We start from the raw sequence: 14,644 nt of genomic DNA, 5'->3' as shown, positions 1-14,644 counted from the left end.
GGCCATCGGGGCCGCCCGGGGGCGGACCCGAAAAGACGTGGGGTCCGCGCGCTCACTCGAACTGGGTGGTGAGCGGGAAAGTTGGCGCACGATAGGGGGGGATTTCCCAATACATCCTGAACCCTGAAACTTGACATTCAGGTTCGGAGATGGGGCTGAATCGGCGGTTCAGCCCCGTATTCAGGTCGGTTTCGACCCGGATCAGAGTGCGGCGGCGAGTCGGCTGCCCTGATCGATCGCGCGCTTGGCGTCGAGTTCGGCGGCCACATCCGCACCGCCGATCAGCTGTGCGTTGATGCCGGCGGCCTGCAGTGCCGCGTGCAGATCACGGCGCGGTTCCTGCCCGGCGCAGACCACTACATGGCTCACGGGAAGCAGCTGTTCCTCGCCGTCAACGCGGATGCGCAGGCCGCTGTCATCCACCCCCAGGTACTCAACGCCGCCCAGCATGCTCACGCCCTTGGCCTTGAGCGTGGCACGGTGGATCCAGCCGGTGGTCTTGCCCAGCCGGGCGCCAGGTTTGCCCGGACTGCGCTGCAGCAGCCAGACCTTGCGTGCCGGCGCCTCCGGTGCGGGCCTGGCGAGCGCGCCACGGCCCTCGAAGCTGGGGTCCACGCCCCACTCGGCCATCCAGCGCGCCGGGTCCAGTGCGGAGGAGGGCCCCTCGTGGACCAGGAACTCACCCACGTCGAAGCCGATGCCGCCGGCGCCGATGATCGCGACCTGCTCGCCCACCTGGACCTTGCCAAGCAGCACGTCCAGATAGGTGACCACCTTGGGATGGTCGGCACCGGGGAAATCGACCCGCCGCGGGGTGATGCCGGTGGCGATCACCACCGCGTCGAAACCGCGCAGCGCGGCGACGTCGGCAACGGTGTCCAGCTTTACCTCCACACCGGTTTCGTCCAGTTTGTGGCGGAAATAGCGCAGCGTCTCGTGGAATTCTTCTTTGCCCGGAATGCGTTTGGCGACGTTGAACTGGCCGCCGATCTCGCTGCCGGCATCGAACAGCGTCACCGCGTGGCCGCGCTCGGCAGCGACCGTCGCGCAGGCCAGCCCCGCCGGGCCGGCACCGACCACGGCGATGCGTCGCGGGGCGGTGGTGGGGCGGTAGACGAGCTCGGTCTCGTGCACGGCACGCGGGTTCACCAGGCAGCTGGCGGTCTTGTTCTCGAATACGTGGTCCAGGCAGGCCTGGTTGCACGCGATGCAGGTGTTGATCGCCTCTGGGCGGCCGGCACGCGACTTGTTGGCCCACTGCGGGTCGGCCAGCAACGGCCGCGCCAGCGAGACCATGTCGGCACCGCCAGCGGCGAGGATGCGCTCGGCCACATCCGGCATGTTGATGCGATTGGTGGCGATCACCGGCACGCGCACGTGCGGCTTGAGCTTGGCGGTAACTGCCGCGAAGGCGCCGCGCGGCACCGAGGTGGCGATGGTCGGGATGCGCGCCTCGTGCCAGCCGATGCCGGAGTTGATCAGCGTCGCGCCCGCCGCCTCGATGGCCTGCGCCTGCTGCACGATCTCGGCCCAGTTGCTGCCGTCGGGCACCAGGTCCACCAGCGAGAGCCGGTAGATGATGATGAAGTCCGGCCCACAGGCCTCGCGGATGCGGCGCACGATCTCCACTGCGAAGCGCATGCGCTGTACCGCATCGCCCCCCCAGCGATCGGTGCGCTGGTTGGTGCGCGGGGCGATGAACTCATTGATCAGATAGCCTTCCGAGCCCATCACCTCCACGCCGTCGTAGCCGGCCTCGCGGGCCAGCCGCGCGCTGCGTGCGTAATCGGCGATGTGGCGCTCCACGCCGCGCGCCGACAGCGCCCGCGGCGTGAACGGGTTGATCGGCGCCTTCAGCTTGGAGGGCGCTACCGAGAGCGGGTGGTAGGCGTAGCGGCCGGCATGCAGCAGCTGCAGGCAGATTTTGCTGCCGTTGTCGTGCACGGCGCGGGTGACCTGGCGATGCGGGCGCACCTCCCACGGCCAGGACAGCTTGCCGCCGAATGGCTTGAGCCAGCCGACCACGTTGGGCGCGAAGCCGCCGGTGACGATCAGCCCGACGCCGCCGGCCGCCCGCTCGGCGAAATAGGCCGCCAGGCGCGGGAAATCGCGCGCACGGTCTTCCAGGCCGGTGTGCATGGACCCCATCAGGACCCGGTTGCGCAGCTGGGTGAACCCCAGGTCCAGCGGGGTGAACAGGTGCGGATAGGCGGCGGATTCGGCGGCTGGCGACATGTGGATACGCTTGCGTACGGAAGCCCGCAGGGTGCCGCGAATGCCCCCGAAGAGCAAGGGGATGCGTCGCGACCGGCGCCCGACCACCAGTCGGTATCGGCCCTGTTAGGGCGCGGCGGCGACCGGGACCGGCTTGCGGATGCCGAACAGCGGCAAGGTGACACCGCACAGCGGGCCGATCAGCAACGCGAAGGCGAGAGTGCCCACGCCGACGTTGCCGCCCAGCCACCAACCGATCAGCAGCACGGTGCCTTCGATGCCGCTGCGCACGATCCAGATCGGCCAGCCGGTGCGGGCGTGCAGGCCGGTCATCAGGCCATCGCGGGGGCCGGGGCCGAAGCGCGCGCCGATGTACAGGCCGGTGGCCAGCGCGACCAGCAGCAGGCCGCAGACGAACATCGGGATCTGCCAGGCCAGGCCATGCACCTCCGGCAATAGCCACAGCCCGAACTGCGCGCTGGGGCCGATCAGCAGCACGTTGAGCACGGTGCCCAGGCCGGGCTTCTGCCGGATCGGCCACCACAGCAGCAGCACCAGCGCGCCGATCACGTTGGTGGCCACGCCAAAGGACAGCGGCGTCTGCAGCGCGATGCCCTGTGACAGCACATCCCAGGGCGCTACGCCGATCGCCGCGCGGATCATCACCGCCGCGCCGAAGCCGTACAGGAACAGACCAAGCAGGAGTTGCAGCAGCCGCAGGGGCAGGGAGGTGGGCATGGCGGATTCACCGGAAGGGCCACTGACTGTAGGCGGCACGGCGTACCGCCGACAGATACAGATACGCACGAAAGTGCGATGACACACCGGCGCGCGGTTTACGCCCAGCCGGACAGCACCAGCTTGCCGATCACGCCGCCCCCTTCCAGCCGGCGGTGTGCTTCGCGCAGGTTCGCAGCGTTGATCGCGCCCAGGTGCGTGTGTGCGGTCGTGCGCAGTTCACCGGCATCAATGAGGCTGGCCGCCCGGTTGAGAATGCAATGCTGCTCGATCATGTCCGCGGTCTGGAAGCGCGCGCGGGCGAACATGAATTCCCAGTGGATACCGATGCACTTGGCTTTATAAGGATCGCCGATGCGCAGCGCGCCGCGCGGTTCGACGATCAGCCCGACATGCCCCTGCGGTGAAAGCAGCTCACCCAGCGGTTCCCAGTAATGGTCGGTGTCGGCCAGGTTCAAGGCCACCTGCACCTGCGCAATCCCCAGTGCCTGCAACTGCGGCGCCAGCGGCTGGCGATGATCGATCACGTGGTCGGCACCCATCTGCATGCACCACGCGCGGCTCTCCTCGCGCGATGCCGTGGCGATCACCGTGAAGCCCGCATGCCGCGCGAGCTGGATCGCGATGGAGCCGACGCCGCCGGCCCCGCCGATGATCAACAGATGCTGGCCGCGATGACGGCAATCATCAAGCTGCAGTGGCATGCGCTGGAACAGCAGCTCCCACGCCGTCAAGGTGGTCAGTGGCAGCGCTGCCGCTTCGGCGAAATCCAGCGTGGTCGGCTTGCGCCCGACCAGACGTTCGTCGACCCACTGATACTGCGCATTGCAGCCCGGGCGTGTGACATCGCCTGCGTAATACACCTCGTCGCCGGGCGCGAAGGCGCTCACCTCCTCGCCGACCGCTTCAACAACGCCTGCAGCGTCATAGCCGAGCATCCGCGCAGGGTGCTCGTGTTGCGCACGCGGCGCGCGCTGTTTCGCATCGACGGGATTCACTGAAACGGCGTGTACGCGCACCAGCAGATCGCGTCCCTGCGGTGCGCCCGGCGGCGCAATATCCAGGTCCTGCAGGCTGGCGGGGTCTTCAATCGGCAGATACTGCGTCAATCCCACGGCTTTCATGGCGGCTCCTGAAGGGAGAATCACCCTCATCATACGGATCACGGCGCCGCTGTTTCTGCGCTGAATCCAGCCGTGCCGGGCATTTGAACGCTTCCGTGAAAAATGTGTCGGGACGCCGCCTGAATTGGGCAAAACCCTTGTCGCATCTGGGTCTTGCGGAATTTCATCAACCTGTATAGGGTGCCACCAGCTGGACCCGGTAGAGGTCTGGCGGTCGTCTTCACATGTTACGGGACTGTTAACATCACCTTCACTCGCCTGAGCATAATGTTCGCGGCGGTGGCGTGCTGAATCGGCAGTCTGAAAACGACGCAGTAGTGCTGGCCCATGCCTCTACCGGTTTCATACCCCCGAAATAGGAGCTGTACTCAATGAACAAGAAGATCCTTACTGCCGCGCTGCTGGGCGGTCTGGCTTTCGCCCAGGCTGCATCGGCGCAGGATTTTGACGACCGCTGGTACCTGACCGGTTCGGCCGGCTTCAACTTCCAGGATAGCGACCGTCTGACCAACGACGCTCCGTTCGTTACCCTGGGCCTTGGTAAGTTCATCAGCCCCAACTGGTCGCTGGACGGCGAGCTGAACTACCAGAACCCGAACTTCGATGCCAACCAGGATCTGAACTGGAGCCAGTACGGCGCGTCTGTCGATCTGCGTCGCCACTTCATCCAGGAAGGCCGCGGCTGGAACCCGTACCTGCTGATGGGTCTGGGTTACCAGAAGTCGGAAGAAGAGTACTCCGCGGTCAACGGCCCGATTGACCGCAAGGACGGCAACTTCGCCGCCAAGGTCGGCGTCGGTCTGCAGACCACCTTCGAAAAGCGCGTCGCCGTGCGTGCCGAAGTGGCCTACCGTGCTGACTTCGACGACAAGAGCGTTGCTGCTCCGAGCGAAGACTGGTTCGGCGACGTGCTGGCTTCGGTCGGTGTCGTGATCCCGCTGGGTCCGGCTCCGGTTGCTGCCGTGCCGGCTCCGGCTCCGGTTGCCCCGAGCTGCGCCGATCTGGATGACGACGGTGACGGCGTCAACAACTGCGACGACAAGTGCCCGAACTCGCAGCCGGGTCAGACCATCGGTCCGGACGGTTGCCCGGTCCCGGTGTCGATCGATCTGAAGGGCGTGAACTTCGACTTCGATAAGTCGAACCTGCGTCCGGACGCGGTTGCGATCCTGAGCGAGGCTTCGGAAATCCTGAAGCGTTACCCGGATCTGCGCGTTGAAGTGGCCGGTCACACCGATTCCAAGGGTACCGACGCTTACAACCAGAAGCTGTCCGAGCGTCGTGCTACCTCGGTGTACAACTATCTGACCCAGAACGGCGTCGACGCTTCGCGTCTGGTCGGTCCGATCGGTTACGGCGAGAGCCGCCCGATTGCGCCGAACGCCAACCCGGATGGTTCGGATAACCCGGAAGGCCGCGCCAAGAACCGTCGTACCGAGCTGAACGTCCAGAACTAATCCTTCTGGTAGCACAGTCTCAACAAGCAGGGCCCGGCATTGCCGGGCCCTGTTTTTTTTTGTCTTTTCTCCTTGCCACGTCGGCCTGGTCCCTGATGTTGCCCAGGGGCGTACCGGCCGCTACGAGGCTCGGCGTGCTGTAAGCCCACGTAACAACCTGGCCTTTCGGTGCAGCGCCAACTGGCTTGGCACGATGGGCCGCGCTGCGCGTGTGGGCGAACGCAAGCAGGAGGGCTCGGCCGCGGGCCTGAATCCCAAAAATCGACAATAATTCCAACAAGTTGCCGTATTCATTGAAGGTGGCGCTTGAAAGCCGTTGTGGCGCTGTTAAACTCGCCGCGTCGACCCCTTTCTGGATGCATCCCATGCAGCGTTTTGCACTGGCCGCCGCGCTTGGCCTGGCCCTGGTTCCCGCCGCCCACGCTGCCGTGGACTGTTCGGCACCTGCAAGCGCATCGCCGCTGCCGCTGCCGGCTACCGCGATCGCGCCGGTTGCCGAAGAGCTGTATATCCGCAACGTCCAGTTGGGCATGCCTGCCGGTGTGCTGACCTCCAGCTACGACCGCGAGCAGTCGCTGGACAGTGTGCTGCAGCGCCTGCGTATCGACGGCTGCCAGAACATCGCCAAGGCGATCCCCAGTGCACCGGTGATCAACCCGAACGATCCGGCCGCCTACAAGCCGCAGACCGAGTTCGACAACACGCCGTGGCGCTTTGACATGAGCCAGAACGGCAAGCGCATGACCGCCGAAGAGTTCGATGCCTGGATGAAGGCGCGCGGTGTGCGCGTGGTCAAGGCGCGCCCGGCCCCGGCAGCCGTACCGGCCGCCGCCGCCGAAGCACCGGCTGAGACCAAGCCGGCCGACAAGAAGTAAGCCGCCCTGAGCGGAGCACGATGACGACACGCCGGCCACCCGCCGCGACCGCGTCCCGACCACGCCGCCCCGAGCGGCGTGCGAGCCCCGCAACAGGCACCCGCACGACTGCGTCCAGCACCTCCCCGAGTGCACCGCGCCATGGTCTGGCGCGTGTGCTTTCCAAGGCCGGGCTGTGCTCGCGCACCGAAGCTGCGCGCTGGATCGCCGACGGCCGGGTCACGGTCGACGGCCGTGTCATCAACAATCCCGAATTTCCGATCATCGACGGTCGCCATCATGTGCGCGTCGATGGTCAGCCGCTGGATGCGCCCAAGCGCGTGCACCTGATGCTCAACAAGCCGCGCGGCCTGGTGACCACCGCGCAGGACGAGCGCGGCCGTGACACCGTCTACCGCTGCTTCGATGATGCCGGGCTGCCGTGGATCGCGCCGGTCGGGCGCCTGGACAAGGCCAGCGAAGGGCTGCTGCTCTTCAGCAACGATCCGCAGTGGGCCGCGCGCCTGACCGATCCGGCCACCGGCCCGGACAAGACCTATCACGTCCAGATCGATGCGATTCCCGATCCCTCTCAGTTACAGGCGTTGTGCGCGGGGATCGAGGACGAAGGCGAAGTACTGCGCGCGCGGCGCGCCACGCTGCTGCGCAGTGGCGACAAGACGGCCTGGCTGGAAGTCGTGCTGGAGGAAGGACGCAACCGGCACATCCGCCGCCTGCTCGCCGCGTTCGACATCAACGTGCTGCGCCTGGTGCGCGTGGCGATCGGCCAGTTGCCGCTGGGCGAGCTGGGCAAGGGCGCCTGGCGCGAGCTCAGCCAACACGATCTGGATCTGCTTTATGCCGTGGCCGACAGCGCCGCGGCCACGCCGTGACTTTGTGGCCTGCCGGCCTATGGCAGGCCAATCGACCCTGGCAATGGATGGCCTTCGAAGGGACGTTCCGTTCAACACCGGGAGTAAGACCATGCACGTCAGTATCCTCACCCGTTCCCTGTTCCGCAGCGCCTGCCTGGTGTTGCCGGCCGCACTGCTGACCGCCTGTGGCGGCCACAAACAGATTGCCAAACAGGATCCGCCGGTGACCGACAAAGTAGTGGAGATCAAGGTCCCCGAGCTGGACGGCCGTGGCAGCTACCGCTTCATGATGAGCGATGGCGACAAGCGCATGAGCGCCGATGAGTTCGATGCGTGGATGAAGGCCAATGGCATCCGCGTGGCCAAGGGCAATGGCCAGGATGGCCCGATTGCTGCACCGGTGGTGGTGGCCAGCAAGGAAGAGGCCAAGGACAAGAAGAAAAAGAAGAAATAAAAAAACGCCGGGCATGGCCCGGCGTTCTGTGGGGACGGCGCGCCAGGCGCCGCCGTCCGGTCAACCCTTGATCACGCCCAGTTCCAGACCGATCCGGGTGAAGGCATCGATGGCACGGTCCAGGTGTGCACGCGTGTGTGCGGCGCTGATCTGGGTGCGGATGCGGGCCTGGCCCTTGGGTACCACCGGGAAGAAGAAGCCGATCGCATAGATGCCTTCCTCGAGCAGGCGCTCGGCGAACTTCTGCGCCAGCGGCGCGTCGTACAGCATCACCGGGCTGATCGGGTGCACGCCCGGCTTCACATCGAAACCGGCGGCCGTCATCTTCTCGCGGAAGTAGGCGGTGTTCTGCGCCAGGGTATCGCGCAGGTCATCGGCGGCGGCCAGCATCTCGAAGGCCTTGATGCCGGCCGCGACCACGTGCGGCGGCAGCGAGTTGGAGAACAGGTACGGGCGCGAGCGCTGGCGCAGCAGTTCGATCACTTCGGCACTGGCGCAGGTAAAGCCGCCCAGCGCACCGCCCATGGCCTTGCCCAGGGTGCCGGTGATGATGTCGATCTTCTCCAGCACGCCCTTGACCTCGGCCGAGCCGCGGCCCGTGGCGCCGAGGAAGCCGGTGGCATGGCATTCGTCGATGTGCACCAGCGCGTTGTACTTGTTCGCCAGCGCGGTGATCTCATCCAGCGGGGCGATGAAGCCGTCCATCGAGAACACGCCGTCGGTAGTGATCAGCTTGGTCTTGCAGCCGGCCGCATCGGCCGCCTGCAGCTGGGCTTCCAGATCGGCCATGTCGCAGTTGGCGTAGCGGAAACGCTTGGCCTTGCACAGGCGCACGCCATCGATGATCGAGGCATGGTTGAGCGCGTCGGAAATGATCGCGTCGTGCTCGCCCAGCAGCGGCTCGAACAGGCCACCGTTGGCGTCGAAGCAGGCCGCATACAGGATCGTGTCCTGCTTGCCGAAGAAATCGGCGATCTGCTGTTCCAGCTGCTTGTGCAGGTCCTGGGTGCCGCAGATGAAGCGCACCGACGCCATGCCGAAGCCGTGGGTATCCAGCGCGTCCTTGGCGGCCTGGATCAGGTCCGGATGGTCGGCCAGGCCCAGGTAGTTGTTGGCACAGAAGTTCAGCACCGAACGTCCATCGTCCAAGGTGATCTCGGCCGACTGCGGGCTGGTGATGATGCGTTCGGACTTGAACAGGCCCTGGGCGCGGATCGCCTCCAGTTCTTCAACGTAGTGCTGGGTCAGCGAGGCGGTGGTGGCGTCGGTCATGGCAGGCAGTCTTCGGCACGGGAAACCCCGGATTTTACCTGCCGGGGGCGACGGCGGGGTTGCCGCCGGCGGTGGATGGGCGGGGTAGGGCGGAAGACGGTTGCAGACGTGATTGTTGCATCGCAATATCAATCAGGTTAAAAAACTGTAAACCGATGCCGTTCCGCCCACCCCACGTCTGGAGAGACCCCGCATGAACCACGCCACGCGCTGTACCGCCGCCGTTGTGCTCTGCGCCGCCCTGCTTGCCCCGTTTGCCGCCAGTGCCCAGGACGAGGCCGAATCGCCGTTCAGCTGGAACGTCACCGGTGTCTCGGACTACGTGTTCCGTGGTGTGTCCCAGACCGATGAAGATCCGACCCTCCAGGCCGGTTTCACCTACACCTCGCCGGTGGGCCTGTACGCCGGTGTCTGGGGCTCGGGCGTGGATTTCGGTGATGGCGGCCCGGATGCCGAGGTCGATTACCTGATCGGCTACGCCTTTGATGTGACCGACAACGTCAATCTGGATCTGCTGCTCAACCGCTACACCTACCCGGGTTCGAGCGAGCTGGCCTACAACGAGTTCATCACCAAGACCACGTTCGCCGAGCAGTACAGCCTGACGGTGACCTACACCAATGATGTGTTCAATTCGGGCACCGATGCGTGGTACTACGCCGTGGGGGGCGAGTGGGCGCTGCCGCAGGACTTTACGCTGAGCGCGAACGTCGGCCGCAGCACCTTCGAAGAAGGCATCTCCAAGGATTACACCGATTGGAATGTCGGCGTCAGCCGCCAGTTCGGCCTGTTCAACCTGGGCCTGGGCTACTACGGCACCGACGGCAACGGACGCGACAACTCCGGCAAGCTGGCCGACAACCGCGTGGTGTTCACCGTCGGCATCGGGCAGTAACCGGCGCCCGACACCGCCGGCCACCTCGCGAACCAGAAAAGGCGCCCGGATGGGCGCCTTTTCAGTGTTGGCCTCACACCGGACCCCTTGCTGGAGAGCAGCCCCCTTGTTGTTCAAGGGGCGCGCCAACGGCGCGGGGATACGGTGGAATGGACAGTTGATCATCTGTGCCGAAGGCACCGGTGATCAATTCCAGCTGAGCACCACCTTGCCGGCCTTGCCTTGTTCCATCAGATCAAAGCCCTTCTGGAAATCATCGATCCGCAGCTGGTGGGTCATCACCTTCCCCAGCGGGAAGCCGGACAGCACCAGCTGGGTCATCTTGTACCAGGTCTCATACATCTTGCGGCCGTAGATGCCCTGCACGGTCAGGCCCTTGAAGATGATCTTGTCCCAATCGCAGCCGGCGCCCTTGGGCATGATGCCGAGCATGGCGATCTTGCCGCCGTGGTACATGCAGTCGAGCATGTCGTTGAACGCGCGCGGGTTGCCGCTCATTTCCAGGCCCACGTCGAAGCCCTCCATGTGCAGTTCCTTCATCACGTCCTTGAGCGAGGTGTTGGACACGTTCACCACGCGGGTGGCACCCATGTCGGCGGCCAGCTTCAGGCGGAAATCGTTGACGTCGGTGACCACCACGTTGCGCGCACCGATGTGCTTGCAGATGCCCGCGGCGATGATGCCGATCGGGCCGGCGCCGGTGATCAGCACGTCCTCGCCGATCACGTTGAACTCCAGCGCGCAATGCGCGGCGTTGCCATACGGATCGAAGAACGCAGCCAGCTCGGAGGGGATCTGATCCGGGATCGGCCACAGGTTGCTGGCCGGCATCACCATGTATTCGGCGAAGGCGCCGTTGACGTTGACGCCGATGCCCACGGTGTTCGGGCACAGGTGCTGGCGGCCGCCGCGGCAATTGCGGCAATGGCCGCAGACGATATGACCTTCGGCCGAGACGCGCTGGCCGATCTCATAGCCGGTCACGCCCGGGCCGATCTCGGCGATGCGGCCGACGAATTCGTGGCCGATGGTCAGGCCGGGCTTGATCGTGCGCTGGCTCCATTCGTCCCACAGGTAAATGTGCAGGTCGGTACCGCAGATGGCGGTCTTTTCCAGCTTGATCAGGACCTGGTTCGGGCCGGGGGTGGGGACCGGAACTTCTTCCAGCCAGATGCCCTTGGCGGCTTCGCGTTTGACCAGGGCCTTCATTGTTTGCTGCGCCATCGGGGTGGAACTCGTCTGGGGGAAAACGCGGATTATAGAGCCGCTGGCGGTTTTCCCATGTTGCAGCGCGGGTGGTTTGGCGGCGCAGCGGCTGGGCTAGAATCGGCGGTTCTTTCACCAGGGGCTGCTCAATGCGCTCGAACCTGCTTGCCTTCTCCGTCGTCGCCAGCCTTGGGCTGGTCCAGGTCGCCCATGCCGCTGAAGGCATGTGGGTGCCGCAGCAGCTGCCGGAAATCGCCGGCCCGCTCAAGCAGGCCGGCCTGAAGCTGTCCCCGGAGCAGATCTCCAACCTGACTGGCGACCCGATGGGCGCGGTCGTGGCGCTGGGTGGCTGCACCGCCAGCTTCGTCTCCCCGCAGGGCCTGGTGGTCACCAACCACCACTGCGCCTACGGTGCGATCCAGCTGAACTCGACCGCCGAGAAGAACCTGATCAAGGATGGCTTCAACGCGCCGACCCTGAAGGACGAGCTGAGTGCCGGTCCCAACGCCCGCGTGTTCGTGCTGGACCAGATCACCGACGTGACCGACCAGGCCAAGGCCGCGATCGCCGCCGCCGGCAAGAACCCGCTGGCCCGCACCCGCGCGCTGGAGGCCTTCGACAAGGCCCAGACCGCTGCCTGTGAAGCCGATGCCGGCTTCCGCTGCCGCCTGTACAGCTTCTCCGGCGGCAACACCTACCGCCTGTTCCGCAACATGGAAATCAAGGACGTGCGCCTGGTCTATGCGCCCCCGGGCAGCGTCGGCAAGTTCGGCGGCGACATCGACAACTGGATGTGGCCGCGCCACACCGGCGATTTCTCGTTCTACCGCGCCTACGTGGGCAAGGACGGCAAGCCGGCCGCCTTCTCCGCCGACAACGTGCCCTACCAGCCCAAGCACTTCCTGAAATTCGCCGACCAGCCGCTGGGCGCCGACGACTTCGTGATGGTGGCCGGTTACCCGGGCCGCACCAACCGCTACGCCCTGGCCGGTGAGTTCAACGAGACCGCCAGCTGGACCTACCCGACCATCGCACGCCACTACAACGCCGTGCTGAAGATGATCGACGAGGCCGGCAAGGCCGATCCGGACGTCAAGGTGAAGTACGCCGCGACCGCGGCCAGCATGAACAACGTGGCCAAGAACTACGCCGGCCAGCTGGAAGGCTTCAAGCGCATCGACGCGGCCGGCCAGAAGCAGGCCGAAGAAGCCGCCGTGCTGGCCTGGTTGAAGAAGCGCGGCGCCGCCGGCAAGCCGGCCCTGGCCGCGCATGCACAGCTGGTCCAGCACCTGGATACGAGCAAGGCCACGCGTGAGCGCGACCTGTTCGTCAGCCAGTTCAACAGCACCTCGGCGGTGGGTTCGGCGATCAGCCTGTACCGCCTCTCGATCGAGCGCAGCAAACCCGATGCCGAGCGTGAAGCCGGGTATCAGGAACGCGATCTGCCCTCCATCGAGGGTGGCCTGAAGCAGATGGACCGCCGTTACGTGCCGCGCATGGACCAGCAGTTGCAGACCTACTGGCTGAGCCAGTACGTGGCCCTGCCGGCGGCCCAGCGCAGCAACGAGGTGCTCAACCAGTGGCTGGCAGGCAGCGATGCGGCCGCCGTGCAGGGTCTGGTCGGCAAGCTTTCGGCCACCAAGCTGGGCAGCCTGGATGAGCGCCTGAAATGGTTCAAGGCCGACCGCGCCGCGTTCGAGGCCAGCACCGATCCGGCGATCCAGTACGCGGTGGCGGTGATGCCGGCGCTGCTGCAGCAGGAAGAGCAGAAGAAGACCCGCGAAGGCGAGTCGCTGGTGTCACGCCCGCTGTATCTGCAGGCCGTGGCCGACTACAAGAAGAGCAAGGGCGAGTTCGTCTATCCCGACGCCAACCTGTCGCTGCGCATCACCTTCGGCAACGTCATGGGCTACGGCAAGGACGGCGTGAACTACACCCCGTTCACCACCCTGGAAGGCGTGGCCGCGAAGGAAACCGGCGAAGACCCGTTCGATTCGCCCAAGGCGCTGCTCGATGCGGTCAAGGCCAAGCGTTATGGCGGTCTGGAAGACAAGCGCATCGGCTCGGTGCCGGTGAACTTCCTGTCCAACCTGGACATCACCGGCGGCAATTCCGGCTCGCCGGTGCTGGATGCCAACGGCAAGCTGGTCGGCCTGGCCTTCGATGGCAACTGGGAGTCGGTGAGTTCGAACTGGGTATTCGATCCGGTGATGACCCGCATGATCGCGGTCGACAGCCGTTACATGCAGTGGATCATGCAGGAAGTGGCGCCGGCGCCGCAGCTGCTCAAGGAACTGAACCTCAACAAGTAAGCCGACACGTCGGTTTCCAGAACCCCGCAGCGACATCTGCGGGGTTTTTTTATGGTCCGCTATACCTCCAACGCGAGGCGTCTTGCTTTGCCCTGCGCGAGCGCGCCGGGCCGGGGTGGGCGCGAGGCGCCGCCACCCCATCCATGGGGGCTCGTACGACCGCATCCATGCGGTCGAACGGTCTCGCCCAGCCCTGCCCGACGCGCTCTGGACAGATGCCGGTGTGCGGACGGAAAGGCGAAGCGGCACTGCATTTGCCCTCTTCTCCGCGTCAGCACTGGAAACCTTGATGGATGAGGCCGGGTAGCCTCTGGCAGGACCGTTCGACGGCATGGATGCCGTCGTACGAGCCCCCAAGGATGGGTTCACGGCGCGTCCTGCCAGAGGCTACCCGGCCTCAGCCTGCGCGGGCCAGTCAGGCGCCACGCTTTACGAGCACTCCGTCAGAGCGCAAACAGCCACACAGCTTCACCGCCGCGACCGGGTATCATCCCTGTTCCGCGTGCTTTCACAGGATGTGAACGAAGCGCCGGAACCTCCTCCCCCAAGGACCCCTTGTCCGCATGCGCATCCTGCTTGCCCGTCACGGCGAAACGCCGTGGAATGCCGAAGGCCGCTACCAAGGCCAGATCGATATCCCGTTGTCGCCGATCGGCGAAGCCCAGGCCAAGGCTCTGGGGGAACGTCTGAAGTCCGTCGACATCACCCGCGCCGTTGCCTCACCGCTCTCGCGTGCCCAGCTCACCGCCCAGCTCGCCCTCGGTGCCGAACGTGCCCCGATGCTGCAGACCGAGCCGGACCTGCAGGAAATCGCCCACGGCGAATGGGAAGGCCTGCTCGCCAGCGAAATCCACGACAAGGATCCCTCCCGCCTGCGCGCCTGGCGCGAAGAGCCCGATACCGTGCTGATGCCCGGCGGCGAATCGCTGCGCCTGGTGCTCGAGCGCAGCTGGCGTGGCCTGGCGCGTGCCGCTGAAGGCCTGGGCGAGAACGACACCCTGCTGGTGGTCGCCCATGACGCCGTCAACCGCGTGATCCTGTGCCGCATCCTCGGCCTGCCGATCTCGCGCCTGTGGACCTTCCGCCAGGCCCCGACCACGCTGAACCTGCTCGAAGGCCCCGACCTCGATCAGCTCGACGTGGTCCGCCTCAACGACTGCGCGCACCACACCCCGTTCTTCGGCGAAGCCAAGCACCGCGCGCTGTAACGCACCGCGTCCCATCCTGCCGTCCGCCCCAACGA

12 protein-coding genes are annotated in these 14,644 nt (G+C 65.7%); 7 read left to right on the top strand and 5 right to left on the bottom strand.

What is annotated here, in order from left to right:
* Positions 1 to 201: 201 nt before the first annotated feature.
* The 3 genes from AC13F7_RS10165 to AC13F7_RS10155 all read right to left on the bottom strand — a co-directional run bounded on the left by AC13F7_RS10165 (position 202) and on the right by AC13F7_RS10155 (position 4,076).
* Entirely contained in the window at positions 202 to 2,235 is a 2,034-nt protein-coding gene (locus AC13F7_RS10165) for a 2,4-dienoyl-CoA reductase FMN-binding domain-containing protein (protein WP_483000075.1), read from the bottom strand.
* Between the two features lie 105 nt (positions 2,236 to 2,340).
* Entirely contained in the window at positions 2,341 to 2,952 is a 612-nt protein-coding gene (gene yczE / locus AC13F7_RS10160) for a membrane protein YczE (protein WP_483000074.1), read from the bottom strand.
* Positions 2,953 to 3,050: 98 nt separating this feature from the next.
* Positions 3,051 to 4,076 (bottom strand): zinc-binding alcohol dehydrogenase family protein, encoded by a 1,026-nt coding sequence (locus AC13F7_RS10155; protein WP_483000073.1) that lies wholly within the window; start codon positions 4,074 to 4,076, stop codon positions 3,051 to 3,053.
* Between the two features lie 371 nt (positions 4,077 to 4,447).
* Between AC13F7_RS10155 and AC13F7_RS10150 the strand changes: the two genes are divergently transcribed.
* The 4 genes from AC13F7_RS10150 to AC13F7_RS10135 all read left to right on the top strand — a co-directional run bounded on the left by AC13F7_RS10150 (position 4,448) and on the right by AC13F7_RS10135 (position 7,716).
* Positions 4,448 to 5,533, top strand: coding sequence for an OmpA family protein (locus AC13F7_RS10150; protein ID WP_483000072.1), 1,086 nt, complete (start codon positions 4,448 to 4,450; stop codon positions 5,531 to 5,533).
* Between the two features lie 365 nt (positions 5,534 to 5,898).
* A complete protein-coding gene (locus tag AC13F7_RS10145; RefSeq protein WP_481470560.1) occupies positions 5,899 to 6,408 on the top strand; it encodes a hypothetical protein in 510 nt (169 codons plus the stop codon).
* A 20-nt stretch (positions 6,409 to 6,428) separates the two neighbouring features.
* A complete protein-coding gene (locus AC13F7_RS10140; protein ID WP_481470561.1) occupies positions 6,429 to 7,280 on the top strand; it encodes a pseudouridine synthase in 852 nt (283 codons plus the stop codon).
* Positions 7,281 to 7,371: 91 nt separating this feature from the next.
* Positions 7,372 to 7,716 carry a hypothetical protein gene (locus AC13F7_RS10135; protein ID WP_481470562.1) on the top strand — a complete coding sequence of 115 codons (345 nt, stop codon included), beginning with the start codon at positions 7,372 to 7,374 and terminating at the stop codon, positions 7,714 to 7,716.
* Positions 7,717 to 7,776: 60 nt separating this feature from the next.
* Here AC13F7_RS10135 and kbl read toward each other — a convergent pair whose 3' ends face one another.
* A complete protein-coding gene (gene kbl, locus AC13F7_RS10130) occupies positions 7,777 to 8,988 on the bottom strand; it encodes a glycine C-acetyltransferase (RefSeq protein WP_483000071.1) in 1,212 nt (403 codons plus the stop codon).
* Between the two features lie 193 nt (positions 8,989 to 9,181).
* Here kbl and AC13F7_RS10125 point away from each other — a divergent pair, with 193 nt between their 5' ends.
* Entirely contained in the window at positions 9,182 to 9,883 is a 702-nt protein-coding gene (locus tag AC13F7_RS10125) for a TorF family putative porin (protein WP_483000070.1), read from the top strand.
* A gap of 186 nt (positions 9,884 to 10,069) precedes the next feature.
* Here the strand turns inward: AC13F7_RS10125 and tdh are convergent, their stop codons facing one another.
* Positions 10,070 to 11,092, bottom strand: coding sequence for an L-threonine 3-dehydrogenase (tdh, locus tag AC13F7_RS10120; RefSeq protein WP_483000153.1), 1,023 nt, complete (start codon positions 11,090 to 11,092; stop codon positions 10,070 to 10,072).
* A 146-nt stretch (positions 11,093 to 11,238) separates the two neighbouring features.
* Here tdh and AC13F7_RS10115 point away from each other — a divergent pair, with 146 nt between their 5' ends.
* Both AC13F7_RS10115 and AC13F7_RS10110 read left to right on the top strand, forming a co-directional pair.
* Positions 11,239 to 13,401 carry a S46 family peptidase gene (locus AC13F7_RS10115; RefSeq protein WP_483000069.1) on the top strand — a complete coding sequence of 721 codons (2,163 nt, stop codon included), beginning with the start codon at positions 11,239 to 11,241 and terminating at the stop codon, positions 13,399 to 13,401.
* Between the two features lie 563 nt (positions 13,402 to 13,964).
* Positions 13,965 to 14,609 (top strand): histidine phosphatase family protein, encoded by a 645-nt coding sequence (locus AC13F7_RS10110; protein WP_481470566.1) that lies wholly within the window; start codon positions 13,965 to 13,967, stop codon positions 14,607 to 14,609.
* Positions 14,610 to 14,644: the final 35 nt, after the last annotated feature.

Source organism: Stenotrophomonas sp. K-6, from assembly GCF_056861555.1.
The sequence above is the reverse complement of the archived record's forward strand: the minus strand, read 5'-3'. Positions and strand labels throughout refer to the sequence as shown.

What these genes read in the sequence shown, in the direction of transcription:
- AC13F7_RS10115 (WP_483000069.1), top strand. Translation starts at nt 11,239, where the DNA reads ATGCGCTCGAACCTGCTTGCCTTCTCCGTCGTCGCCAGCCTTGGGCTG.
- AC13F7_RS10150 (WP_483000072.1), top strand. Translation starts at nt 4,448, where the DNA reads ATGAACAAGAAGATCCTTACTGCCGCGCTGCTGGGCGGTCTGGCTTTC.
- kbl (WP_483000071.1), bottom strand. Translation starts at nt 8,988, where the DNA reads ATGACCGACGCCACCACCGCCTCGCTGACCCAGCACTACGTTGAAGAA.
- AC13F7_RS10110 (WP_481470566.1), top strand. Translation starts at nt 13,965, where the DNA reads ATGCGCATCCTGCTTGCCCGTCACGGCGAAACGCCGTGGAATGCCGAA.
- yczE (WP_483000074.1), bottom strand. Translation starts at nt 2,952, where the DNA reads ATGCCCACCTCCCTGCCCCTGCGGCTGCTGCAACTCCTGCTTGGTCTG.
- tdh (WP_483000153.1), bottom strand. Translation starts at nt 11,092, where the DNA reads ATGAAGGCCCTGGTCAAACGCGAAGCCGCCAAGGGCATCTGGCTGGAA.
- AC13F7_RS10140 (WP_481470561.1), top strand. Translation starts at nt 6,429, where the DNA reads ATGACGACACGCCGGCCACCCGCCGCGACCGCGTCCCGACCACGCCGC.
- AC13F7_RS10155 (WP_483000073.1), bottom strand. Translation starts at nt 4,076, where the DNA reads ATGAAAGCCGTGGGATTGACGCAGTATCTGCCGATTGAAGACCCCGCC.
- AC13F7_RS10135 (WP_481470562.1), top strand. Translation starts at nt 7,372, where the DNA reads ATGCACGTCAGTATCCTCACCCGTTCCCTGTTCCGCAGCGCCTGCCTG.
- AC13F7_RS10125 (WP_483000070.1), top strand. Translation starts at nt 9,182, where the DNA reads ATGAACCACGCCACGCGCTGTACCGCCGCCGTTGTGCTCTGCGCCGCC.
- AC13F7_RS10165 (WP_483000075.1), bottom strand. Translation starts at nt 2,235, where the DNA reads ATGTCGCCAGCCGCCGAATCCGCCGCCTATCCGCACCTGTTCACCCCG.
- AC13F7_RS10145 (WP_481470560.1), top strand. Translation starts at nt 5,899, where the DNA reads ATGCAGCGTTTTGCACTGGCCGCCGCGCTTGGCCTGGCCCTGGTTCCC.